General features: G+C 70.2%; 20 protein-coding genes and 1 other RNA gene. 8 read left to right on the forward strand and 13 right to left on the reverse strand.

From position 1 onward, the window contains the following. Positions 1-50 precede the first annotated feature (50 nt). Entirely contained in the window at positions 51-1,376 is a 1,326-nt protein-coding gene (locus CFK39_RS06795; RefSeq protein ID WP_089064831.1) for an MFS transporter, read from the forward strand. A gap of 15 nt (positions 1,377-1,391) precedes the next feature. Here CFK39_RS06795 and CFK39_RS06800 read toward each other — a convergent pair whose 3' ends face one another. Both CFK39_RS06800 and ffs read right to left on the reverse strand, forming a co-directional pair. Continuing rightward, positions 1,392-2,762, reverse strand: a complete 1,371-nt coding sequence (locus tag CFK39_RS06800; protein ID WP_089064832.1) for a TIGR01777 family oxidoreductase — start codon at positions 2,760-2,762, stop codon at positions 1,392-1,394. An 81-nt stretch (positions 2,763-2,843) separates the two neighbouring features. Continuing rightward, positions 2,844-2,940: signal recognition particle sRNA small type (ffs, locus tag CFK39_RS06805), an RNA gene on the reverse strand. Positions 2,941-3,220: 280 nt separating this feature from the next. Between ffs and CFK39_RS06810 the strand changes: the two genes are divergently transcribed. Further along, complete coding sequence (locus CFK39_RS06810) at positions 3,221-4,792, forward strand: alanine/glycine:cation symporter family protein (RefSeq protein ID WP_089064833.1); 1,572 nt, start codon at positions 3,221-3,223, stop codon at positions 4,790-4,792. A gap of 134 nt (positions 4,793-4,926) precedes the next feature. On the opposite strand, the gene CFK39_RS06815 is transcribed toward CFK39_RS06810, so the two are convergent. Next, positions 4,927-5,931 carry an aldo/keto reductase family protein gene (locus CFK39_RS06815; protein ID WP_089064834.1) on the reverse strand — a complete coding sequence of 335 codons (1,005 nt, stop codon included), beginning with the start codon at positions 5,929-5,931 and terminating at the stop codon, positions 4,927-4,929. 126 nt (positions 5,932-6,057) lie between these two features. Between CFK39_RS06815 and CFK39_RS06820 the strand changes: the two genes are divergently transcribed. After that, positions 6,058-6,555, forward strand: a complete 498-nt coding sequence (locus tag CFK39_RS06820) for a DUF779 domain-containing protein (RefSeq protein ID WP_089064835.1) — start codon at positions 6,058-6,060, stop codon at positions 6,553-6,555. Positions 6,556-7,053: 498 nt separating this feature from the next. Next, positions 7,054-8,430 (forward strand): NAD-dependent succinate-semialdehyde dehydrogenase, encoded by a 1,377-nt coding sequence (locus tag CFK39_RS06825; RefSeq protein WP_089064836.1) that lies wholly within the window; start codon positions 7,054-7,056, stop codon positions 8,428-8,430. A gap of 43 nt (positions 8,431-8,473) precedes the next feature. Here CFK39_RS06825 and CFK39_RS06830 read toward each other — a convergent pair whose 3' ends face one another. The 3 genes from CFK39_RS06830 to CFK39_RS06840 all read right to left on the reverse strand — a co-directional run bounded on the left by CFK39_RS06830 (position 8,474) and on the right by CFK39_RS06840 (position 13,574). Beyond that, the gene (locus tag CFK39_RS06830; RefSeq protein WP_089064837.1) at positions 8,474-9,637 is read right to left on the reverse strand and encodes an FAD-dependent monooxygenase; all 1,164 of its coding nucleotides are present in this window, start codon (positions 9,635-9,637) and stop codon (positions 8,474-8,476) included. A 71-nt stretch (positions 9,638-9,708) separates the two neighbouring features. After that, positions 9,709-11,814 carry an ABC transporter ATP-binding protein gene (locus CFK39_RS06835; RefSeq protein WP_089064838.1) on the reverse strand — a complete coding sequence of 702 codons (2,106 nt, stop codon included), beginning with the start codon at positions 11,812-11,814 and terminating at the stop codon, positions 9,709-9,711. Continuing rightward, positions 11,811-13,574 (reverse strand): ABC transporter ATP-binding protein, encoded by a 1,764-nt coding sequence (locus CFK39_RS06840; protein ID WP_089064839.1) that lies wholly within the window; start codon positions 13,572-13,574, stop codon positions 11,811-11,813. Before CFK39_RS06840 ends, CFK39_RS06835 begins: the two co-directional genes overlap by 4 nt. Positions 13,575-14,029: 455 nt before the next feature. Here CFK39_RS06840 and CFK39_RS06845 point away from each other — a divergent pair, with 455 nt between their 5' ends. Both CFK39_RS06845 and CFK39_RS06850 read left to right on the forward strand, forming a co-directional pair. Continuing rightward, a complete protein-coding gene (locus tag CFK39_RS06845; RefSeq protein ID WP_245822999.1) occupies positions 14,030-15,121 on the forward strand; it encodes an IS110 family RNA-guided transposase in 1,092 nt (363 codons plus the stop codon). Positions 15,122-15,135: 14 nt separating this feature from the next. Further along, on the forward strand, positions 15,136-15,456 hold the full coding sequence (locus CFK39_RS06850; RefSeq protein ID WP_089064840.1) for a nucleotidyltransferase family protein: 321 nt from the start codon (positions 15,136-15,138) through the stop codon (positions 15,454-15,456). Between the two features lie 125 nt (positions 15,457-15,581). On the opposite strand, the gene CFK39_RS06855 is transcribed toward CFK39_RS06850, so the two are convergent. The 4 genes from CFK39_RS06855 to arsB form a co-directional block, all read right to left on the reverse strand. Further along, positions 15,582-15,953 (reverse strand): gamma-glutamylcyclotransferase family protein, encoded by a 372-nt coding sequence (locus CFK39_RS06855; RefSeq protein WP_089064841.1) that lies wholly within the window; start codon positions 15,951-15,953, stop codon positions 15,582-15,584. Between the two features lie 61 nt (positions 15,954-16,014). Further along, positions 16,015-16,716, reverse strand: coding sequence for a potassium channel family protein (locus CFK39_RS06860; protein ID WP_089064842.1), 702 nt, complete (start codon positions 16,714-16,716; stop codon positions 16,015-16,017). Continuing rightward, positions 16,709-17,959, reverse strand: a complete 1,251-nt coding sequence (locus CFK39_RS06865) for a TrkH family potassium uptake protein (protein ID WP_089066322.1) — start codon at positions 17,957-17,959, stop codon at positions 16,709-16,711. Before CFK39_RS06865 ends, CFK39_RS06860 begins: the two co-directional genes overlap by 8 nt. Before the next feature lie 293 nt (positions 17,960-18,252). Beyond that, positions 18,253-19,365 carry an ACR3 family arsenite efflux transporter gene (gene arsB / locus CFK39_RS06870; protein WP_089064843.1) on the reverse strand — a complete coding sequence of 371 codons (1,113 nt, stop codon included), beginning with the start codon at positions 19,363-19,365 and terminating at the stop codon, positions 18,253-18,255. 84 nt (positions 19,366-19,449) lie between these two features. Here arsB and CFK39_RS06875 point away from each other — a divergent pair, with 84 nt between their 5' ends. Beyond that, positions 19,450-19,887 carry an ArsR/SmtB family transcription factor gene (locus CFK39_RS06875; protein ID WP_089064844.1) on the forward strand — a complete coding sequence of 146 codons (438 nt, stop codon included), beginning with the start codon at positions 19,450-19,452 and terminating at the stop codon, positions 19,885-19,887. A gap of 29 nt (positions 19,888-19,916) precedes the next feature. Here the strand turns inward: CFK39_RS06875 and CFK39_RS06880 are convergent, their stop codons facing one another. After that, on the reverse strand, positions 19,917-20,615 hold the full coding sequence (locus CFK39_RS06880) for an LrgB family protein (protein ID WP_089064845.1): 699 nt from the start codon (positions 20,613-20,615) through the stop codon (positions 19,917-19,919). Beyond that, entirely contained in the window at positions 20,612-21,013 is a 402-nt protein-coding gene (locus CFK39_RS06885; protein ID WP_089064846.1) for a CidA/LrgA family protein, read from the reverse strand. Before CFK39_RS06885 ends, CFK39_RS06880 begins: the two co-directional genes overlap by 4 nt. A 291-nt stretch (positions 21,014-21,304) precedes the next feature. Here CFK39_RS06885 and CFK39_RS06890 point away from each other — a divergent pair, with 291 nt between their 5' ends. Further along, entirely contained in the window at positions 21,305-21,952 is a 648-nt protein-coding gene (locus tag CFK39_RS06890) for a hypothetical protein (RefSeq protein ID WP_089064847.1), read from the forward strand. Between the two features lie 111 nt (positions 21,953-22,063). On the opposite strand, the gene CFK39_RS06895 is transcribed toward CFK39_RS06890, so the two are convergent. Continuing rightward, on the reverse strand, positions 22,064-22,816 hold the full coding sequence (locus CFK39_RS06895; RefSeq protein ID WP_157697095.1) for an RES family NAD+ phosphorylase: 753 nt from the start codon (positions 22,814-22,816) through the stop codon (positions 22,064-22,066).

Here is a 22,816-nt window from a genome sequence, read left to right on the forward strand (position 1 = left end):
GGGTCCACGGTGTGGATCGTCCAAGGCGGCACCCACCGTCCGGAGCATCGATGACCACTCAGCAGACCTCCCGCGAGCCGCAGCAGGGCACCACCACCCTGTTCCGCGCGGCCGGCCCCGCCTACTTCCCCATCGCCTTCATCGCCCGGTTCCCCTTCGCGATGATGGTGGTCGGCACCCTCACCCTGGTCGTCTCGGCGCGCGAGTCGATCGCGCTGGGCGGGCTGAACTCCGCGGTCGTCGGCCTCGGCTCCGCCCTCATCGGCCCGCTGCTCGGTGCCGCCGCCGACAGGATCGGACAGCGCCGGGTCATCCTCGTCTCGGGGATCGTGAACTCCCTGGCCCTGCTCGCGATGGCGGCGATCGCCTTCAGCTCGCTGCCCGATGCGGCCGTGCTCGCCGTCGGCTTCCTGATCGGTGCCTCCTCCCCGCAGATCGGCCCGTTCTCCCGCACCCGCTTGGTGCAGCTGATCCTCACCCGTCTGCCCTCGGCCCGTCGGGCGCACAGCCTGAACGGCACCATGGGCTACGAATCCGCGGCCGACGAGACCGCCTTCGTGTTCGGCCCCCTGGTGGTGGGCCTGCTGGCGACCACCCTGAACCCGGCCGCCCCCATGATCGGCGCCGCGGTGCTGACGCTGGTGTTCGTCACCGCGTTCGCGCTGCACCCCACCGCGCAGGTCGCGGCGCCCACCTCCGAGGAGCCCGTCGCCCAGGCCCCGGCCCGGGAGCTGCGCACCCTCCCGGTGCTGGTGGTGGTCGCGGGCGCCCTCGGTGTCGGCCTGTTCTTCGGCACCGTGCTGACCTCGCTGACGGCCTTCCTCGCCGACTCGGGCCGCGGCGACTCCGCCGGGCTGGTCTACGGCGTGATGGGCATCGGCTCCACGATCCTCGCCCTCAGCATCACCCTGTTCCCGGCGCGGTTCCGCCTCTCCGCGCGCTGGCTGGTGTTCTCCTCCCTGATGCTCGCGGCCATGATCGGCTTCGGGCTCGCCGGCGGGCTCACCGGACTGATCTGGGCGATGGCGATCGCCGGCATCGGCATCGGCCCGACGATCGTGACCCTGTTCAGCCTGGCCGCGGAGCGCTCCCCGCTGGGCCGCTCGGCGACCGTGATGACGATGCTCGGCTCGGCCACGATCGTCGGCCAGTCCGCCGCGTCGGCCCTGACCGGGGCGGTCGCCGAGAGCTCCGGCTCCCAGGTCGCGATGTGGCTGCCCGTCGGCGCGGCCGCGCTGGTGCTGCTCGCCGCCGTGGTCAATGCACTCGCATGCAGGGAGCCGGCCGGTGCCCCGGAGCGTTCCCAGGAGCTCAGCGACGAGGAGGTCCCGGCCGAGGCGCGGACGCTCTCGGAGCTCCCCGCCGAGCACCTCTGAGCCGGACGGCCCCGCCTACCGCCGCAGCACATGGCGCAGCGCCGCCTCCAGGGTGCGGTGAGCCGGCTCGAAGCCGCTGGCGCGCAGCCGCGCATCGGAGACGTCCTGATCGGTGCGGATCAGCTCATCCGCGGCCGCGCCGCCCAGGACCAGGCGCGGGCCGAGCGGCGGCACCGGCAGCAGGGAGGGCCGACGCAGCACGCGCCCCAGGGTGCGGGCGAAGTCCCGGGCGCTGACCGGCTCCGGCCCGACCCCGTTGACCGGTCCGGCCAGCTCGGCGCTGAGGGCGGCGTGGGCGAAGGTGCGCACGATGTCGTCGAGCGAGATCCACGACGTCATGGCGTCGGCATCGGTGAGCCGGCCGCCCGCCCCGGCCAGGAACAGCGGCAGCTGGGGCGGCAGCGGTCCGCCGCCATCGCTCAGCGCCATCCCGGTGCGCACCTGCGCGACCCGCACGCCGGCCTCGGCGGCGGCACGGGTCGCCCCCTCCCAGTCACGGACCAGGTCGGCGAGGAAACCCTCCCCTCCGGGATCCGCCTCGGTGAGCAGCTCCCCGGGGCGGCGCGGACCGTACACGCCGATCGCGGAGGCCTGGACGAGGGCCGCGGGACCGTCGCGCATACCGGCGAGGGTGCGGGAGATGAGCGCGGTGCCGTTGACGCGCGAATCGCGGATCTCGCGTCGGGCGGTCGGGGTCCAGCGGGTCGCGATCGAGCGGCCCGCGAGGTTCACGACGACGTCCACACCGTCGAGATCGGCCGGGTCCAGGTGCCCGGCCTTCGGGTCCCAGGAGATCTCGCCGGGACCCACCTGGTCCTCGCGGACCATCCGGCGCACCGTGTGCCCGCCGGTCTCGAGCAGCGCCGCGAGCTGGGTGCCGATCAGTCCGGAGGAACCCGTGATGGCGATGGTGCGGCGGGGCAGGTCGGCCCAGCGGGCATGGAAGGCGAGATCATCGCGCAGCTGCCGCTCCCGGAACCCGAGCAGGCGGCGCACCTGCGACTCGACCGTCGCCCCCAGGGGCGTCAGCCCGCGCGGCAGCTCCAGGTCGATGGTGTCGTGGATCGCGGTGCCCGTGCCGTCGGCCTCGATGCGGTGCTCGTGGCGCCAGGAGCGGAAGGGGCCCCGGACCTGCTGATCGACGAAACGGCCCTGCGGGTCGTGCTCGAGGTGCCGCAGGGTCCACTGCGGCCGCAGGGCCGTGGGCAGCATCGGCGGGCCGAGATGCGCCGTGACCAGGCGGCCGGCCTCCATACCGCCCTCGGCGGGGTCATCCGCGGAGGCGAGGCCCGGCGGGGTGAGGCGCACCAGGGCGCCGGCCCGGTCGTGCCAGTCCAGGACCGTCTCCGGCGCGTGGGGGAGGTGGGTCGTCGAGCGGATCCTCATGGGTCCCCCTGGAGGCCGGAGCGGTGTGGTCCTCCTACGGTACGCATCCGGCGCAGCGCTGGCCAGCGGACGCATCGGGCATGGAGCGACCCCTCGTGCACCTGCCAGAGCTCACCTGCCCTTGCTGCCGTCAAGCCCTGGGGGAGTTCAGCAAGATGACACCGCACGAGGGGTCGCGAACGAGTGTACCGGCTCCCCGGCCCCGACTTCGAACTCGCGGACGCGACTCTGCTCACGACACGCCCGCACCCGCCGGAACGGGCCCCGCCTTATCGACCCGACCTGGGACTTCAGAGCCACCACGCCACGCAGAAGGTCACGACAGGGCAACGGGAGCCTGAAAGAACCCGCAAAGCCCGGCTTGTCCGGTAGGTTCCATTCAGCACCAGGTGGTGACCCCGCTCACCCCTGCCCGCGACGCCTAGGGTGTCGTCGCTTCCCCTATCCCAGGAGCACACATGATCGCCGAACTCATCGACGGCGCCAACAACCTGATCTGGTCCATCCCGCTCATCGGTGGCCTGCTCATCGTCGGCCTGTACTTCACCATCCGCACCGGGCTGCTCCAGATCCGCAACCTCCCCGACATGCTCGACCAGCTGAAGAAGGGCGAGGTCTCCCCGGACGGAACCTCGTCCTTCCAGTCGCTGATGATGTCGCTGGCCGGCCGTGTCGGCATGGGCAACATCGGCGGCGTCGCCACCGCGATCGCCTTCGGCGGTCCCGGTGCCGTGTTCTGGATGTGGGTCTCCGGCTTCCTCGGCGCCTCCACCTCGTTCATCGAGTGCACCCTCGGACAGATCTACAAGGAGAAGGATCCGGACACCGGCGAGTACCGCGGCGGCCCGGCCTTCTACTTCGAGCGGGCCTACAAGCACAAGGCTCCCCGCCTGTCGCTGTTCTACGGGATCCTCTTCTCGATCGTCACCATCGTGGCGATGAGCTTCTTCCTTCCGGGCGTGCAGGCCAACGGCATGGCCTCTGCGATCGACAACGCCTGGGGCATCCCCACCTGGGTCACCGCGCTCGGTCTGGTGATCCTGCTCGGCTTCATCGTCATCGGCGGCGTGAAGCGCATCGCCCACTTCGCCGTCGTCGCCGTGCCGGTGATGGCGATCGCGTACATCATCGTCGCGATCATCGTGTTCTTCATGAACTTCGAGGAGATCCCGCGGGTGTTCGGCCTGATCTTCGCCAGCGCCTTCGGCGTCCAGCCGGTGTTCGGCGCGATCATCGGCCTGGCCATCAAGTGGGGTGTCCAGCGCGGCATCTACTCCAATGAGGCCGGTCAGGGCACGGGCCCGCACGCGGCCGCGGCCGCCGAGGTCTCCCACCCGGCCAAGCAGGGCTTCGCCCAGTCGTTCTCCGTCTACGTCGACACCCTGCTGGTGTGCAGCGCCACCGCGTTCATCATCATCTCCACCGGCATGTTCAACACGTTCACGAACGAGACCTACCCGGGCGCTGACGCCGCCTCCGAGGCCGATACCGTCGGCCGCGGCATCGGTGACCTCAGCCTGCAGGTGGAGCCCGGCCCGGGCTACGTCCAGGGCGGCCTGGACGCGGCCTTCCCCGGCCTGGGCCCGACGTTCATCGCCATCACGCTCGCGTTCTTCGTGTTCACCACGATCGTGGCGTACTACTACATGGCAGAGGTCAACCTGACCTACCTCACCCGCAAGATGAAGAACCGCACGCTCGCCCGTGCGCTGTTCCGCCTCCTGCAGGCGCTGGTGCTGGTCTCGGTGGCCTACGGCGCGGTGACCTCCGCAGGCGCCGCCTGGGGCCTCGGCGACATCGGCGTGGGCTCGATGGCCTGGCTGAACGTCATCGGCATCGTGGCCCTGCAGGTGCCCGCGCTGAAGGCGCTGAAGGACTACCGCGAGCAGAAGAAGGCCGGACTGGATCCGCAGTTCGATCCGCGCAAGCTCGGCATTGAGAATGCGGAGTTCTGGGAGCGACGGGCCGACGGCCACCAGCTCCAGGGCCGCAGCGGCGGCGAGCTGGAGGACGAGGGCGTCGTCAAGTGACCGCCGAGAAGGGGTGATCCCCTGAGGATCCCCCCTTCTCGACCCGCACCTCACACCGCCGAGGGGCCGGACCATCATCGCGATGGTCCGGCCCCTCTGCCATGCTCGGGAGATGCGCGCCGGGCCGCGCCGGCTCAGGCCAGGCGCTGCGCCGGGGAGACGGTCCGGGCGGGGTCCGTCTCGGGGATCTCGCCGAGGACCTCGTCGATGCGGGCCTTCACGTCGGCCTCGAGCGTCACGCCGGCGGCCTTGACGTTCTCGGTGACCTGCTCGGGGCGGGAGGCGCCGATGATCGCGCCGGCCACGTTGTCGTTGCTGAGCACCCAGGCCACGGCGAGCTGCGCCGGGGTGAGGTCGAGCTCCTCGGCGATCGGGAGCAGGCCCTGCACGGCGGTGAGCACCTCGTCGTTCAGGAAGCGCTTGATCATGTCCGCGCCGCCCTTCTCGTCGCGGGCGCGGGAGCCCTCGGGCGCCTCGGCGCCGGGCTTGTACTTGCCGGTGAGGATGCCCTGCGCAACCGGGGACCACACGATCTGGGAGATGCCCAGCTCGCGGGAGGTGGGGACCACGCGCTCCTCGATCACGCGCCACAGCATCGAGTACTGGGGCTGGTTGGAGATGAGCTGGATGCCGTGCTCCCGGGCCAGCTGATGGCCGGCGCGCAGCTGGTCGGCGTTCCACTCGGAGACCCCGATGTACAGCGCCTTGCCGGAGTGGACGACGTCGGCGAACGCCTGCATCGTCTCCTCCAGCGGGGTCGCGTAGTCGTAGCGGTGGGCCTGGTAGAGGTCGACATAGTCGGTCTGCAGGCGCGTGAGCGAGGCGTCGATCGACTCGCGGATGTGCTTGCGGGACAGGCCGGTGTCGTTGTGCCCCTTGGGGCCGGTGGGGAAGTAGACCTTGGTGAAGATCTCGAGCGACTCGCGCCGCTCCCCCTTCAGCGCCTCGCCGAGGACGACCTCGGCGGCGGTGTTGGCATAGGTGTCGGCGGTGTCGAAAGTCGAGATGCCGGCATCGAGGGCGGCGCGCACGCAGGCCTGCGCGCGCTCGTCCTCGACCTGGGAGGCGTGGGTGAGCCAGTTGCCGTAGATGATCTCGCTGATCTTGAGGCCGGAGCGGCCGAGGTGACGATGTTCCATCCGCTCAGCCTAGGACCGGCCCGCCGTGCGCGTCAGCGACAGAGGCGTATGGTGGTGATGTGCGTCACGGCGACTGGACGGTCGGCCCGTGACCGCTGTTGGCGACCCTCCTGGAAGGAGCGAGAGATGACCGAGCCCTCCACCGCCCCGGCCCGAGGCCGCACCGGTCCCGGCCCTCAGCCCGGACAGCCCCCGGCCCCTGGCCTGCCGGAACCCACTGCGGGCGACGACATCCTGGAGATGGAGCCGACGGTCGAGGGCGAGGACTTCTCCCGCGTCGCGTTCACCCGGGCCGCGCTCACCCAGATCCAGCGCCTGATCGACCGCAACGGTCCGCTGATGTTCCACCAGTCCGGTGGCTGCTGCGACGGCTCCTCCCCCATGTGCTTCCCCGAGGGGGACTTCCTCACCGGGGACGCGGACGTGAAGATGGGCCACGTCGAGGTCCCGCTGCCGGACGGTGGCACCTCCCCGCTGGACTTCTGGATGAGCCGCGAGCAGTTCGCCTATTGGCGCCACACCCACCTCACGATCGACCTGGTCGAGGGGCGCGGCGGCGGCTTCAGTCTCGAATCGCCCGACGGGAAGCGATTCCTCACCAGGTCACGGATGCTCACGGACTGAGCGTCCCGGCCGCCCGACGAAGGGAACGCCATGACCGACCATCCCGCACCGCCCCCGGAACCATCCGGCCTGTCGCCGGAAGCGACGCTGCCGCCCCCGAGCGAGCCGCCGATGACTCCGCCGGGGCAGCCACCCACGGATCCGCCCACCGACCCGCCGGGGCCCCCTCCCGACGCGCCGCCCACCGGGCCACCGATGCCGATCCCAGGACAGCCGCCCGCACCCTCACCTGAGCCCCCGCCGGACCCTCCGACCCAGCCCGAGCAGCCCTCACCGCCGGAGCCGCCGCCGGACGCTCCACCCACGACACCCATCTGAGCGGCCTACCGCCCGGCGCTCGTGGGCCGTGGCGCGCCGACGTGGCCCGCGATGGCTCGCGGTACTCCGACAGGGGCCGATTCGCCATAGCCCCGTGTGCTCCGACGTGGCCCGACGCCCCCGACGACCGACCGGACGGCCCGTCTTTACAGATCCGGAGGGTCGGACCAAGGTGGGCCGATGGCGGAATACACGACGACCAACCCGACCACGGGACGGACCGACAAGGAATTCACGATCCTTGACAGCACGGAGGTGGAGCGCGTGCTCGCGCAGTCCCACGCCGCCTTCGCCCGGTGGCGCGCCACCGCGGCGCAGGAGCGTGCCGCGATCCTGGAACGGGTCGCCGACGCCTACGACGCTCGCTCGCAGGAGCTGGCAAAGCTGATCGCCGTCGAGATGGGCAAGCCGCTGGCACAGGCCCTCGGCGAGGTGAAGCTGGCCGGCTCGATCTACCGCTGGTACGCCACCCACGGACCGGAGCTGCTGGAGCCCGAACAGCTGGATCCGCAGGGCGCGCAGGAGTCGCTGGTGCAGACCGAGCCGATCGGCCCTCTCGTCGGGGTGATGCCCTGGAACTTCCCGTACTACCAGGTGGCACGCTTCGTCGCCCCGAACCTGATGGCGGGCAACACGATCATCCTCAAGCACGCGGAGATCTGCGCCGGGTCCTCGGAGGTCATGGCGGAGATCCTCCATGAGGCGGGAGTCCCGCAGGACGCCTACGCCAACGTCTTCGCCTCCCACGACCAGATCGCCGACATGGTCGCCGATCCCCGGGTGCGTGGGGTGTCCCTCACCGGCAGCGAGAGGGCCGGTGCGGCGGTCGCCGAGAACGCCGGCAAGCACCTGAAGAAGTCGGTGCTGGAGCTCGGCGGCTCCGATCCGCTCATCGTGCTCGACGGAGCGGACCTCGAGCAGGTCGCGTCGACCGTCGCCACCGCGCGGCTGTCGAACGCGGGGCAGGCCTGCAACTCGCCGAAGCGGATCTTCGTGCCCGCGGCGAAGCTCGAGGCGTTCGTCGGGACCGTCGTCGCGGCCTTCGAGGCCGCGACCGTCGGCGACCCGTTGGACGAGAGCGTCGACGTGGGTCCCCTCTCCTCGGTCGGTGCCCGGGACACGGTCGTCGAGCAGGTCGAGACCGCCGTGCGCCAGGGCGCGACGCTCCATACGGGCGGGCAGGCACTGGATCGCGACGGCGCCTTCATGCAGCCTGCGGTGCTCACCGGCATCACGCCGGAGATGGACGCCTACACGGAGGAGATCTTCGGTCCCGTCGCCGTGATCTACGGGGTCGACTCGGAGGAGGAGGCCGTCGAGCTGGCCAACGACGTCCCGTTCGGTCTGAGCGGCTCCGTCTGGGGCACCGACCTCGAGCACGCGAAGGACGTCGCCGATCGCCTCGACGTCGGGATGGCCTACGTCAACGAGCACGGGACGACGCTGCCCGGCCTGCCCTTCGGCGGCGTGAAGCGCTCCGGTTTCGGCCGCGAGCTCGGCCGTTGGGGCATGAGCGAATTCGTCAACACCCGGCTGCGTCGCACCTCGGCCGCCTGAGACCCGGGGACGGCGCCCGGGGCCGGGCCGGCGCGCCCCGGGCTCACGCGGCGATGAAGCTGCGCGTCACCAGTCGACTCACCCCCGGCAACCCGATCGCGCGACGGCCGATCTGCTGCAGGCGCAGCTGCGCAGGGCAGGACGGGGTGAAGAACGCGGCGCTGCGCCGGCCGGAACGCTGCACCTTCTCGGCAGTCGGCCGCCAGCGGCGCTCGTACTCGGCGAGCCCCGCCTCGAGGTACGGGCCGGTCGCGCGCAGGCTCCTGGCCAGTGCCTCGGCGCCCGCGATCGCGACCGAGGTGCCCTGCCCGGCCAGCAACGAAGGGGCATGGGCGGCGTCCCCGGCCAGCACCACCCGGCCGCGGCTCCAGCGCGGTGCGACCGCCTGGGCGACCAGGTCGTCGTAGAAGCTCTCCGGGGCATGGTTCAGGGCCCGGTCCACCTGCGGGTGCAGCCCGGCGAAGTCCCGCTGCAACCGCTCCCGGTCCGGAACGGGGCGTGCGGTGCCCGCCGCGCGCACGCGCTCGGCGAGCATGACGCCGACCCGGGAGTCGTCGGCCGCGTACGCCCAGCCCACGCGGCCGACGGTGTCGGTCATCAGCATCCGCTCCCCCAGCTCGGCGGCGAGCTCCGGATCGTCGAACAGGTAGCTCGCCGCGCGGTACCCCATCGGCACGATCGGTCCATGCCCCGGAGAGACCAGCTCCCGCGCCACGGAGCGCACGCCGTCGCAGGCGACGATCAGATCGGAGTCGAGGGTGGTGCCGTCGGCCAGCTCGACCGTGGCCCGGCCGGAACCGGCGGTCCCGGCGAAGGCGGGGTCGTGCACCGCCGTCACGCGCGCCGAGTACCGCAGGTCCACGGAGGGCGGCAGCACCGCCAGCAGCCCCAGCTCCACCTCGGGGCGCAGGATCGAGAAGTAGCGGCCGCCGGCCGCCTCGACCAGCGGACCGACGTCGAGACGTCCGGTCTCCGCCCCGTCGGGGGTCCCGTAGCGCACCCCCTCGAAGGCGTGCCCGCGCGAACGCAGCTCCTCGATGATCCCCATCCGCTCTGCGGCGACGAAGCCGGGGCCGAAGAAGTCGATCATGAAGCCGCCGCCGTGCGGACCCGGGGAGGACTCCAGCACGGTGACGGCATGGTCGGGGGCGAGCTCGTGGGCGAGGGCGAGGCCGGCGATGCCGCCGCCGATGATCGTGATGTCCATGCCTCGACGCTACCGGGAAAGCGTGGAGCCGCCCATGGGGGTTCCTGAGAAGCTCGCCCGCAGCGGGCTCCCTACGCCTCGGTCGCCGGGGTCTCCCCGGTCACCGCCGCAGCCTCTCCGATCGAGGGAGTCTGCCAGGGCACGGCCGCGACCTCACCGGTGACGCTCAGCGAGCCCTCGAGCACTGCCTCGTCCTCGTCGGGGTCGGTGCCCGCGGCGAACTGCGACCAGTACAGCCGGTGGTAGGCACCCTCAGCGGCGAGCAACTGGTCATGGGAGCCCTGCTCGACGATGTCGCCGTGCTCCATCACCAAGATCACGTCCGCATCGCGGATGGTGGAGAGGCGGTGGGCGATGACGAAGCTGGTGCGGTCGGTGCGCAGCGCGGCCATCGCCTCCTGCACCAGCACCTCGGTGCGGGTGTCCACGGAGGAGGTGGCCTCGTCCAGGATCAGCAGCGCCGGGTCGGCGAGGAAGGCGCGGGCGATGGTGATCAGCTGCCGCTCGCCGGCGGAGACGTTCGCGCCCTCGTCCTCGATGACGGTGTCGTAGCCCTCGGGCAGGGTGTGCACGAAGCGGTCCACGAAGGTCGCCCTCGCGGCGGCGACCACCTCCTCGTCGCTCGCGTCGAGCCGGCCGTAGCGGATGTTCTCCCGGATGGTGCCGCCGAACAGCACCGCATCCTGCAGCACCATGCCCACCCTTGACCGCACGGCCCCGCGATCCAGGGCGCGGATGTCCACGCCGTCCAGGCGGATCTGCCCGCCGTCGATCTCGTAGAACCGCATGATGAGGTTGACCAAGGTGGTCTTGCCGGCACCGGTGGGGCCCACGATCGCGATGGTCTGCCCCGGCTCGGCGGTCAGCGACAGGTCTGTGATCAGCGGTTTCGCCGGGGTGTAGGAGAAGCCGACGTGGTCGAACTCGATCCGGCCGCGGGTGGGGCCAGTGAGCTCTTCGCGTGCGATGCGGCGGCGGGTGGTGACCGTCCCGTCGGCCGACGAGTCGGCGTCGGCCGCGGCAATGCCCGCACCGCCCGCGCCGGACGGCTCGGTGATCTCCCCGTCGGCCTCCTGCTCCTCTGCGTCCAGCAGTTCGAAGATCCGTTCGGCCGAGGCGACGCCGGAGATGAGCATGTTCGCCATCCCGGCCACCTCTCCCAGCGGGGCGTTGAACTCGCGGGAGTACTGGATGAACGCGGTGACCTGGCCGAGGCTCATCTGCCCGCTCGCGATCCGCAGACCGCCCACCACCGCGATGCCGACGTAGCCGAGGTAGGTCACCCACTGCATGATCGGCATGATCATCCCGGAGTAGAACTGCGCCTTGAAGCTCGCTTCCCACAGCTCCTCGTTGCGCTCGTCGAACTGCTCGCGCATCGAGTCCTGGCGGTCGAAGACGGTCACCAGGTCGTGGCCGGTGAAGGACTCCTCGACGTGCCCGTTCAGGCGCCCGGTGTGCCGCCACTGGGCGGTGAACAGCTTCTGGGACTTCGAGCCGATCAGGGCGATGGCCACGGCGGAGATCGGCAGCGCGATCAGAGCGATCAGCGCCAGCTGCCAGGACAGCCAGAACATCATCACGGTGATGCCCACGAGGGTCAGCACCGCGTAGACCAGGGAGGCGAAGGCCTGCTGGAGGGCGGTCTGGACGTTGTCGACGTCGTTGGTGGTGCGGGAGAGCAGGTCACCGCGCTGGCGGGTGTCGAAATAGCTCAGCGGAAGGCGGTTGACCTTCGCCTCGATCCGCTCGCGCAGCACGTAGACGATGCGCATGACCACGTCGTTCAGCAACCGGCCCTGCAGCCAGTCGAACACGGCGGCGATCACGTACATGCCCAGCACGATCAGCAGCAGGCGGCCGAGGGCGTCGAAGGCGATGCCCTCGCCGCTGAGGAAGCCGTCGAAGATGACGTCCATCGCGTCGCCGAGGATCAGCGGCGCCCATACCGAGAGCGCCGTGGAGATCAGCCCGAAGGCCAGCACCACTGTAAGGCCCAGTTTGTGATCGCCGAAGGTGCGTGCCAGGCGCAGCGCAGAGGGCCAGAAGGCCTTCGCCTTGCGGGGCGCGGACTCGCCCCACTCGTTGCTCATCGAGTCCTGCATCTCGAGGATCTCGGCTTCAGTCAGCTCCGTGGCGGGACTTCTCCCGCTCGTGGAGTTCTTCTTCGCGCTCATGCCGGTTCCCCCACGGTGATCTGGGAGTCGACGATCTCCCGGTAGGTCTGTGAACTCTCCAGCAGCTGCTCGTGGGTGCCGCGCCCGACGATCCTCCCCTCCTCGAGCACCAGGATCTGATCGGCGCCGGTGATGGTGGAGATGCGCTGGGCGACGATGATCGTGGTCGCGCCTTCGGTGTGACGGGCCAGTCCCTCGCGGACCAGCGCATCGGTGGTGACGTCCAGTGCGGAGAAGGAGTCGTCGAAGACGTACACCCGTGGGGCGGCGACCAGGGTGCGGGCGATGCACAGGCGCTGGCGCTGCCCTCCGGAGACGTTGGTGCCGCCCTGGGAGACGGTCGACTCGAGGCCGGTGGCGGCGCTGTCCCCCTCGCCGGTGGCGCGGTCGGCGACGAACTCGGTGCCCTGGGCGACGTCCAGCGCCTGCCACAGCTGTGTCTCGTCGGCCGTCGGATCGCCGAAGCGGAGGTTGTGGGCGATGGTGCCGGAGAACAGGTAGGGCTTCTGCGGCACCAGGCCCACGGCGGCAGAGATGCTCGCCCGGGCGAGGTCCGTGACCGGGACGCCGTCGATCAGCACCTGGCCGCTGCTCGCGTCGTGCAGGCGCGGGATGAGGTTGACCAGGGTGGTCTTGCCCGCGCCGGTGGAGCCGATGATCGCGGTGGTCCTCCCGGCCTCGGCGGTGAAGGAGACGCCGTCCAGCACCGGGGCCTCGGCGCCGGGGTAGGCGAAGGTGACGTCGCGGAACTCGATCGTGGCGCCGCCGGCGGTCGCTTCGACGGCGCGGGGCTGCGCGGGCTCGGCGAGGGTCGGGCGGGTCTGCAGTACGCCCTGGATACGGCGGCCGCTGATGATCGCGCGCGGGAACATCATCATCATGAAGGTGCCCATCATGACGGCCATCAGGATCTGCAGCAGATACTGCATGAACGCGGTCAGCGCCCCCACCTGAACCAGGCCCGCGTCGACCCGATGGCCGCCGAACCAGAGCACCGCGGCGGTGGCCAGGTGCAGCACCACCATGATGGCCGGACCCATGATCACGAACAGCCGCCCGATCCGCACCGAGGTGTCGGTGAGGGTGGCGTTGGCCGATTCGAAGCGGGCGGTCTCGTGCTTCTCCCGCACGAAGGCGCGCACCACGCGGATCCCCATGATCTGCTCGCGCATCACGGAGTTGATGGAGTCGATGTTGTCCTGCATCCGCTGGAACAGCGGCATCAGGCGCGTGACCAGCAGACCGACGATCACCACCAGCAGCGGCACCGCCACCCACACCAGCCAGGACAGCCCCGGATCCTCCCGGATCGCCATGATGATCCCGCCGATGGACATGATCGGCACCATGACCATGAAGTTCAGCGTCATCAGCACCAGCATCTGCACCTGCTGGACGTCGTTGGTGGCGCGGGTGATGAGGGTGGGTGCGCCGTAGCGGCCCATCTCCTCGGTGGAGAAGCGGCCCACCCGGGTATAGATCGAGCGGCGGATGTCCCGGCCGATCCCCATGGAGACCCGCGCGCCGAACCAGACCGAGGCGATCGCGGTGATCACCTGCACCATCGCGACGATCAGCATGACGCCGCCGACGCGCCAGATGTAGGCGGTATCGCCCGTGGCCACGCCGTTGTCGATGATGTCGGCGTTGAGGCTGGGCAGGTAGAGGGTCGCGAGGATGGTCGCGAGCTGGAGGACGATCACGGCGGCCACGTGCGGGAGGTACGGCCGCAGATGGTGTCGGAGGAGGGTCCAGAGCATGGGGTCTCCCAGAAACATGGCGGTGCGGCCCGGCCGACGGGGTGGGCGGGCCGGGGGTCGACTCGAAGCGTAGTGCGAGTGGCGGACAGCCGCTGTCCGTGAAGCCGGGCGGGCGAGGATCGCCCGCGGCGTCCCATTCTCGCCGAGCCGTCCGGAGGTCGCGACCGACTTTCGGCGGTGACCGCGGGGTCCGATCCCGGCATCGGTACGATGGACTCAGTGTGAGGCTTGCTGGTGCCGCGGATGTCGCGGTGGTTGGATCCTTTCCATCCGGTGATTGGCTCTTACGCTGGCTGCCGTTCTTCGTTGAACTGGCCTTCATGGGTATTGCCGTCGCCGGGTGGGAAGGACCGGCCGGCGTGACTTGATAGGAGCGTGCAGCTGCCCCACTGAGGTTTGTCCGCCGACCGGCCCGACCGTTCGACCCCCACTCGAATACAAGGGAGGCAGTGACCATGGTGGTCCTGATCGGCGCTGACGTCCACAAGAACTCACACACCTTCGTCGCGGTCGACGCGGCGGGCAAGCAGATCGGGCAGATCACTGTCCGCGCGACTCATAGCGGTCACGAGAAGGCCTACCGATGGGCCAGGAAGTCCTTCATCGAGCAGGACCGCCAGTGGGGGGTGGAGGACTGTCGCCACCTCACCGGTCTTCTCGAACGCGATCTCCTTGCCCATGGAGAGCCCGTGGTCAGGGTGCCGGCGAAGCTGATGGCCCGCCAACGCGCCACAGCGCGCACTCGCGGGAAGTCCGACCCGATCGATGCTCTCGCCGTCGCGCGGGCGATGGCCCGCGAGGACGATCTGCCGGTCGCGTTCACCGATGAGCAGGCCAGGGAGATCAAGCTGGTCCTGGCGCGTCGTGAGGACCTGGTCGCGGAGCGGACCCGGGTGATCAACCGCCTGCGCTGGCACCTGCACGAGCTCGACCCCGAAGTCGACCCGGCACCACGCGCGCTGACCCATCGACCGGCTCAGGAACGAGTGCGGGAGCTGGTCGAGGCGAGCGAGGGGATCGTCGCGGAGATCGCGGGCATGGTCCTGGCCGACCTCGAACGGCTCTGCTCCTCGATCAGCGAGCTGGATGCGCGGCTGCGTGTCATGGTCCGGGAGGTGGAGCCGGTGCTGTTGGAGATCCCCGGCTGCGCGGAGCTGTCGGCCGCGAAGATCCTCGCCGAGACCGCCGGGATCGAACGGTTCGCGAACGAGGGGAAGTACGCGATGTTCGCCGGCTGCGCTCCGATCCCGGTCTGGTCAGGCAAGACCGAGGGGAGAGTCCGTCTGAACAGGGGCGGAAATCGTCAGTTGAATTGCGCGATCCACCGCATCGCCCTCACTCAAGTCCGTCTCGAAGGACCCGGTAAGGAGTACTACGACCGGCTCCGCGAACAGGGCAAGACCGTGATGGAAGCCCTCCGCTGCTTGAAGAGCGCGATCGCCCGCCGCATCTGGCGCGCTCTCACCCGTGCCCACGCCGAAGCCCTCGCCACCACCCCGATCCCACTGAACCCCACCTCAACGACTTGCGTACCGCAAGCCGCTTGACATAGGAGATACCCATGGCTCCTACGACAGAGGCTTCCCAGTCACTGCGCGAAACGCTCAGCGCGCGCCGCGGTGAGATCGTCGAGGTTCTTCTGCGCTACGGAGCGCACAATCCTCGCGTCTTCGGCTCTGTCGCTCGCGGCGATGCCATGGCCTCCAGCGACATCGACCTGTTGGTCGACCTCGAGCCGCACCGAGGCAATGAACTGATGCGCGTCGCCGGCATCGGTGAGGAGCTCAGTCTGCTGATGGGCGTCAGGGTCGACGTGGTGACCGCGTCATTGCTCAGAGATCCCGTCTCGCGCACCGCTCTCGCCGATGCGGTCAGTCTGTGAGCAGAACGTCGGACCAGCGCTTCACATCGTCGATCACGAGCTCCTCCCGTTGGCCGAGACGCTGAAGAAACGGCTCCGCTGAACCGGCTCCACCAACTTGCGCGGGAACTCCACCGGGAGCGTCGCTAGGACTCCGTCTGCTGCGAGCTGTCCTCGAGGTGGCGGTAGATGAACGCCTCGACCTGGCCGTCCGGGGTGTGCACGGAGATCGGGATGCGCGCATACCCCTCGCCCTCGAAGTCGTCGAGCCGGTCCCAGTTCGCGGGGAGATCCGCCGAGTCGAGGACGTGCACCTCCACCTGCTCGCCGCCTGGATCGGGGACGAACGCCGGGTAGCCGTGGCCGTGGGTCCTCCCCCATCCGTCCTGGCTCAGGTGGCCCCGCACGTACCCGAGGCTCCACCGCCCGCGCAGTTCCGCGACGTGATGGTGGTTCGACCGGCCCGGGGCGAGCGTGCCGTAGGTGGCGAGTCGGTGGCTGAGCGGGGTGCTGCTCATCGGGCTTCCTCTCCGGGGGACGACGGCGGGCCTCGACCCTACGAGACGAGGGGCGGGCCGCTCAGGACATGGCGCGGCTGAACCTCTCAGCCTGCTTCGTGGGGCCGGTGACCAGGATCGTGTCCCCCTCCTGCAGCACCGTGTCCTGGGTGGCGGGCTGCCAGCTGCCGCCCGCCGGCTTCACCGAGGTGACGGTGACGCCGTAGCGGCGGCGGATGCCGCTGTCGCCGAGCTGCAGCCCGGCGTGCTCGGGGCTCAGAGCGGTCTTGACCATCGCGAAGTCGGTGTCGATCTCGATGAAGTCCTGCATGGTGCCCAGCACGATGTGAGCCACCCGTCGACCCATGTCCTTCTCCGGGTAGATCACGTGCGGGACGCCCAGCTGTTCGAGGATCAGCCCGTGCGGGTCGCTCACGGCCTTCGCCCAGATCGTGCGGATGCTGAAGCGCAGCAGCAGCGAGGTGACCAGGATGCTGGCCTGGATGTCGCTGCCGATCGCGATGACGACGCGGTCGAACTCGGGGATCGAGAGCTGGCGCAGCACCTCCTCGCGGGTGGCGTCGGCGACGACTGCGTGGGTGAGCCGGCCGTTGAGTGCCTGGACGGTGTCCTCGCGCACATCGATGCCGAGCACCTCGGCGCCCTCGTCCATGAGCTCGAGGGCGAGGGACTGGCCGAAGCGGCCCAGTCCGATGACCGCGACCGAGCTGTCGGAGGTCGGGCCGGAGGAGAGACCGCTGCGGAAGAGTCTGTGCTTAGCCAATGATCGACCTTTCCTTGGGGAGGTCGTAGAGGAGTGCGCGCCGGCGCAGGGCGAGGCCGGTGGCGACGGTGATCGGGCCCAGGCGTCCGATGAACATGAGCGCCACGATGATCAGCTGCCCGCCGACGGGAAGGCCCGCGGTGATCCCCGTGGACAGGCCCACGGTCGCGAAGGCAGAGACCACCTCGAACAGGATCTGGTCGAGGGAGAAGTCGGTCATGAGCATGATCGCGATGGTGGAGACGGCGACGAGGCCGACGGCCATCACGATGACGGTGATCGCCTGTCGATGCACCGCCCGGGAGAGCCGCTTGCCGAAGACCGTGACGGCTCCGGCACCGCGCAGCTCACCGAGCATGAGGAAGAACAGCACGGCGAAGGTGGTGACCTTGATGCCGCCCGCAGTGCCTGCAGGGCCGCCGCCGATGAACATCAGCAGATCCATGCCCAGCCAGGACGCGGGATCCATCGCCGCGGTGTCGATCGAGTTGAAGCCTGCCGTGCGGGTGTAGGCGGACATCGCGAAGCCGTTGAGGATCCGCAGATGAGGAGGCATCCCGCCGAGGGTCGCCGGGTTCGTCCACTCGAGGGCCGTGATGAAGACGGTGCCGAGCACGAGCAGCAGCGGCGTCGCCGCGAGCACGATCCGGGTGTTCATGGTCCACAGCCGCACGGTGCCCAGGTGCTTGATGATCTGCACGAGCACGGGGAACCCGAGCCCGGCCAGCACCGTCGCGCCGCTGGTGGTCAGGAGCACCACCGGGTCGTCGGAGAAGGACATGAGGCTGTCGCTGTAGAGCGCGAACCCGGCGTTGTTGAACGAGGAGACGGCGTGGAAGACGCCGAGCCACAGCGCCTGAGGCCACGTCTCGCCGTAGGCGAGGGCGAAGCGCAGCGTGAGGATCACCGCCGCGATCGCCTCGATGAGGAGCGAGATCCGCACGACGCTCATCACGAGGGTGCGCACGTCCTCGATGCCGAAGCTCTTGACCTCCGCGGCGGCGGTGAGTTTCGCGCGCAGGGACAGCTTGCGGACCACGGCGATCCCCACCACGGAGGCGAAGGTCATCACGCCGAAACCGCCGACCTGGATCAGCGCGAGGATCACGACCTGCCCGAAGGTGGTCCAGAAGACGGGGGTGTCGACCACGATCAGCCCCGTGACGCACAGCGAGGAGACCGCGGTGAACAGCGCCTCCATCGTCTCGGCGCCGCCGGGTCCGGCGGAGGCGGCGGGGTGCATCAGCAGGAGGGTCCCCAGGACGGTGCTGAGGGCGAAGCCCAGAAAGACGGTCCGCGTGGGACGCGGTCGCCGATCGGTGGCGGAAGGGCGGCGGAGCCCGAATGGTGGCACGCGCGGAATGCTACGCCCGCTCCAGGCGGCCGGCGCCCTCACCACGGCGCTGCGCCTCACCGATGCGGAGAGCGTTCATCTCCAGGCCCTCGCGAGCACCGCGGGACCGGGCGCCGCGGCGGCGGCGATCTCCTCAGCCGGTTCGCGAGGGGCGCCTCCCGCGTACGGCGGCGCTCAGATGCTCATGCGGAGACCTTCTGCTCGGGGCGGGCGGGGACGGTGGGATCGCCGGGGAACAGCCGGCGGCCCAGCCACAGCGAGACGTAGACCAGCCCGACCAGCACGGGGACCTCGATGAGCGGCCCGACGACGCCCGCGAGCGCCTGCCCGGAGGTGACGCCGAAGGTGCCGATCGCCACCGCGATCGCGAGCTCGAAGTTGTTGCCGGAGGCGGTGAAGGCGACGGTGGTGGACTTCGCGTAGTTCAGGCCCACGGCGCGCGCGGCGAACAGCGAGAGGAGGAACATGCCCACGAAGTAGCCCAGCAGCGGCAGGGCGATGCGGGCGACGTCCCAGGGGCTGGAGGTGATCGCCTCCCCCTGCAGGGCGAACAGCAGCACGATCGTGAACAGCAGTCCGTACATGGCGAAGGGGCCGATCCGGGGCAGGAAGCGGTTCTCGTACCAGTCGCGGCCCTTGGCGCGCTCCCCGAAGGTCCGGGTGAGGAAGCCGGCGAGCAGCGGCATCCCGAGGAACACCAGCACGGAGAGCACGATCGCGCCGACGGAGAACTCGGCGGAGGTCACGGGCAGCCCCAGCCAGGCCGGCAGCACCTGCAGGTAGAACCAGCCGAGCGCCCCGAAGGCGAGGACCTGGAAGACGGAGTTGATGGCGACCAGCACGGCGGCGGCCTCCCGGTCACCGCAGGCGAGGTCGTTCCAGATGAACACCATCGCGATGCAGCGGGCCAGCCCGACGACGATCAGTCCGGTGCGATATTCGGGGAGATCGGCGAGCAGCAGCCAGGCCAGGGCGAACATGAGTGCCGGGCCCACGATCCAGTTCAGCACGAGCGACAGGACCATCAGCCTGCGGTCGGCGGTGATGCGGCGGGCCTCGTCGTAGCGGACCTTGGCCAGGACCGGGTACATCATCACCAGCAGGCCGATCGCGATGGGGACCGAGATGCCCGCGACGGACATGCTCTCCAGGGCCTGGTTCAGGCCGGGCACGAGGCGCCCCAGTGCCAGGCCCAGGACCATGGCGGCGATGATCCAGACCGGCAGGAACCGGTCCAGGAACGACATCTCCCCGGCGACACCGGTCGGTGCGCTGGGTGCGGTGGTCGTCGTCATGACGGGGCCTGCCTCTTCCTATCGACGGATATCGATGCGAACGCTAGCCCGTCGCATAGAAGACCGTCAATGTATGGTGGGTCCATGTCCCCCACCACGCCCACCCGCCCGGAGAGCATCCCGACGCCGAGCGTCGGACCGGGAACCCCGGAGCACGGTGCGAAGCCCGGTTCGGGCGCCTCGTCCTGCGAGCCGGGCGCGTCGGCCGCACTAGACTGCTGTGCGCTCGGCGCCGGCCCGATCGGCGCCGCGGAGGCGGAGCATCTGGCCCTGCGGCTGAAGGCGCTCTCGGACCCGACCCGGCTCCAGCTGCTGTCCCATGTGGCCGCGCGCGGCTGCGGGGACGTGTGCGCCTGCGATCTCACCGCGCCGCTCGGGATCTCTCAGCCCACCGTCAGCCACCACATGAAGAAGCTGGTCGAGGCCGGTCTGCTGACCCGCGAGCAGAAGGGGCGCTGGGCGCACTACTCGGTGGTCCCGTCGGCCTTCGCGGAGCTGCGCGCCTTCCTCGACCTCGGCTGAACCGGATCCCACCGCGCGGCCGCGCCCGGTCAGCCCGCGACCAGCGCCGCCACGATCGGCAGCACGATCGTCATGACCAGTGCGTTCATCACCATGGCGGCGCTGGACCAGCCACCGGCCACAGTGGATTCGGCGAGCACCCGCGAGGTGCCGATGCCGTGGGACGTGAGGCCGACGGCGAAGCCGCGCGCCCGCTCGTCCCGCACTCGCGCGAGCGACAGCAGCGCGGGCCCGAAGGCCGCGCCCAGCACCCCGGAGACCATGGTGAGCACGATCGCGAGCGGCACCGAGGCATGCAGCGCCTCGGCGATCGACAGCCCGACGGGTGAGGTCACCGAGCGGGGCAGCGCCGCGAGCAGCACGTCGTCCCCGACACCGAAGAGCTGCAGGACGCCGACGGTGATCGCGATGCTGAACACCCCGCCGGCCACCAGGGCGGCGATCACCGCCGGCGCCGAGCCGGCCAGCGCCCGACCGTTGCGCAAAAGCGGCAGGGCGAGGGCGACCGTGGCGGGGCCGAGGAGCATCGTCAGCAGGCTCACCTGCTCGAGATAGACCGCGTACGGCAGGCCGGTCAGCTCCAGCACCGTCGCGACGATCGCGACGGTGACCAGCACCGGGGAGAGCACGCCGGGCCGGCCCAGCCGGTGGTAGAGCCAGTACGCGACCAGGTAGGCGCCGAGGGTGAGGACGAGCCCGAAGACGGGCAGGTGGATGAGGGTGCTCATGCCGGTGCCTCCGCGCCCCGTCGGCGGTCCTGGCGGCGCAGCAGAGCCTGCAGCACCATCCCGGAGACGATCAGCGGCACCAGGAAGGAGCCGCCGACGGCGAGCGCGAGCGGCAGCGCGTTCTCGGCGAGGGTCCGCAGCTCCAGGATGATCCCGACACAGGGCGGGACGAACAGCAGCTGCAGGTGGGCGAGCAGCGGGGTGGCGGCCGGCTCGGCCGCCCGGACCACCGCGCGGGTGGGCCGGAGGATCCCGAGCAGCACGAGCAGCAGGATCCCGAGGACCACCCCGGGTACAGGGATGCCCCACAGCGCCGACGCGGCCAGGCCCACCATCTGCGCGAGCAGCAGGACCACGAGGCCGAGCAGCACGGGAGGCAGGAGGGCGGCGCGTGACATCCCGGTCAGGATAGCCCGGGAGGCATCACGAGATCCGCGTTGACCACGGCTGACACCACCCGCAGACCATCCTCCCAGAACGCGGCCGTGACCAGCAGCGATTCTGAGACTCCGCGCGCTTCCGAGCCGAATGTGGCCTGTCCCGCAGGAGCGGAGGATCACGCCGGGCTTGCCGCGACAGGCCTGCTCCCGACAGCGTGGGGCCTCCTCGCAGCGCGGGGCGCGCCGCTGATGACCGGCACTCGAGGCGTCCCTGCGTCGCCCCGCACGTACTCCTCGGAGGTCTCCGGGATGACCAGTCCCCTGCACACCACCCTCAGCCGACGCACCGCACTGCGCGGGCTCGGCGCCGTCGGCCTCACCGCCGCGGCCGGCCTGTTCGCCACCTCGCAGGCCCACGCCGCCAGCGACCTCGTGGTCGTCGACCAGCACGGGACCGGCCGCTGGGGAGGAGAGAACTGCGGCCCGGCCTCGGCCGTCATCGCCCTGGTCGCCGCCGGCCGGCAGGTCGAGCACTACGTCTCGGGAACAGAAGGCTCCGCGAAGGGCGGGAACTCCCGCGCCGTCCAGGAGATGCGCGCGCGCTGCGGCCTGTCGCCGTGGGAGGACCCAGCGGTCAAGACCGTCGACTACACCGGCGCCTACCTCGAGGACCTCGAAGCGGGGATCCGCGACACCGACGGTACGGCCACGCACTCCCGGTTCAAGGAAGGGCTCGAGACCGCCGCCCACGGCTCTGTCGTGATCCTGCACGTCCACCACGGCAGGCTGCTCGGAGAGGACGCGGACTACGGCCACTTCGTCGTCGCCCAGGGCAAGGACGCCGACGGGAACATCCTGGTCTCCGATCCGGGGCGGGCCCAGCAGATCGGCATCACCGGATACTCGCGCGAGCACCTGCTGCAGGCCCGGCTGGGCGATGCCACGATCGTCAGCTGAGTGCCCTCCCCCGCTCCCGTGGGCCCACCGCCGCGCAGGCCGGGCCACACCCCCGGGTGCTCAGCCCCCGGCCTCGAGCGGGCCAACCGTCCACTCCGTGGTTCCGATCTCTCAGAACACCTTGAGGTCGAGGAGCGAAGCAGCCGCTCGCAGGTCCCGATCATTCGCATCGATCACTGTGTCCCGACCGGCTTCGTACTCCGTCGCGACGGCGTCCACGACGTCTTCGGCCGGGCCGAACCGATCCAGATCAACCCACAGCGCATAGCACCCCACCTCCTGTCCATGACGAGAGGAGTACCTGAGTCCGATCGGCAACTCGCCGGACGGAAGCGTGGTGCGACTCAGCCACCAGGCAACCTGAGTGGTGAAGACTCGGTCATTTCCTGTCAACGATGAGACATCGATGCTCCGAGGATTCTCACGGAACTGCCCAGGCGCCCAGGATTCTGCGGTTGCCCTCAGAAAACTGATCGTCGCGGAATCCAACAGATCGATCACCACGCCCGTCGACGGCTGTCGCGGTGAGATTCTCGTGATGCGCCGGACGTCTCGCCACTGACGGGCGATTCGTCCCGGAGCCATGTGCCCGAGGTCCTCCCACTGAGTCGAGACCGATTCCGCGTCGTCATCGTCGAAGAGCTCATCGAGTTCCAGGGGTGAGGTTTCCGCATACGAGAGAGCCTCCAGAAAGGCTCCCTGCCGCGAGGTGGCCCCATAGACGACGGCCCAGCCAGGTATATCGAACCTGCTCCAAGCCAGGTCAGGTGTCCCGGAGCGCTGCGGAGGATTCAGCGGACCGTACTCGAACTTGTGGACCCGCCACAGCCCATCGGGGAACGAGACCAGCGCGGGAACCTTCAC

Source organism: Brachybacterium avium (assembly GCF_002216795.1).
Lineage (GTDB): Bacteria > Actinomycetota > Actinomycetes > Actinomycetales > Dermabacteraceae > Brachybacterium > Brachybacterium avium.

Bases quoted from the DNA above. Each gene is read 5' to 3' on its own strand.
- CFK39_RS06795 (WP_089064831.1), top strand. From the start codon at position 51: ATGACCACTCAGCAGACCTCCCGCGAGCCGCAGCAGGGCACCACCACC.
- CFK39_RS06800 (WP_089064832.1), bottom strand. From the start codon at position 2,762: ATGAGGATCCGCTCGACGACCCACCTCCCCCACGCGCCGGAGACGGTC.
- CFK39_RS06810 (WP_089064833.1), top strand. From the start codon at position 3,221: ATGATCGCCGAACTCATCGACGGCGCCAACAACCTGATCTGGTCCATC.
- CFK39_RS06815 (WP_089064834.1), bottom strand. From the start codon at position 5,931: ATGGAACATCGTCACCTCGGCCGCTCCGGCCTCAAGATCAGCGAGATC.
- CFK39_RS06820 (WP_089064835.1), top strand. From the start codon at position 6,058: ATGACCGAGCCCTCCACCGCCCCGGCCCGAGGCCGCACCGGTCCCGGC.
- CFK39_RS06825 (WP_089064836.1), top strand. From the start codon at position 7,054: ATGGCGGAATACACGACGACCAACCCGACCACGGGACGGACCGACAAG.
- CFK39_RS06830 (WP_089064837.1), bottom strand. From the start codon at position 9,637: ATGGACATCACGATCATCGGCGGCGGCATCGCCGGCCTCGCCCTCGCC.
- CFK39_RS06835 (WP_089064838.1), bottom strand. From the start codon at position 11,814: ATGAGCGCGAAGAAGAACTCCACGAGCGGGAGAAGTCCCGCCACGGAG.
- CFK39_RS06840 (WP_089064839.1), bottom strand. From the start codon at position 13,574: ATGCTCTGGACCCTCCTCCGACACCATCTGCGGCCGTACCTCCCGCAC.
- CFK39_RS06845 (WP_245822999.1), top strand. From the start codon at position 14,030: ATGGTGGTCCTGATCGGCGCTGACGTCCACAAGAACTCACACACCTTC.
- CFK39_RS06850 (WP_089064840.1), top strand. From the start codon at position 15,136: ATGGCTCCTACGACAGAGGCTTCCCAGTCACTGCGCGAAACGCTCAGC.
- CFK39_RS06855 (WP_089064841.1), bottom strand. From the start codon at position 15,953: ATGAGCAGCACCCCGCTCAGCCACCGACTCGCCACCTACGGCACGCTC.
- CFK39_RS06865 (WP_089066322.1), bottom strand. From the start codon at position 17,959: ATGCACCCCGCCGCCTCCGCCGGACCCGGCGGCGCCGAGACGATGGAG.
- arsB (WP_089064843.1), bottom strand. From the start codon at position 19,365: ATGACGACGACCACCGCACCCAGCGCACCGACCGGTGTCGCCGGGGAG.
- CFK39_RS06875 (WP_089064844.1), top strand. From the start codon at position 19,450: ATGTCCCCCACCACGCCCACCCGCCCGGAGAGCATCCCGACGCCGAGC.
- CFK39_RS06880 (WP_089064845.1), bottom strand. From the start codon at position 20,615: ATGAGCACCCTCATCCACCTGCCCGTCTTCGGGCTCGTCCTCACCCTC.
- CFK39_RS06885 (WP_089064846.1), bottom strand. From the start codon at position 21,013: ATGTCACGCGCCGCCCTCCTGCCTCCCGTGCTGCTCGGCCTCGTGGTC.
- CFK39_RS06890 (WP_089064847.1), top strand. From the start codon at position 21,305: ATGACCAGTCCCCTGCACACCACCCTCAGCCGACGCACCGCACTGCGC.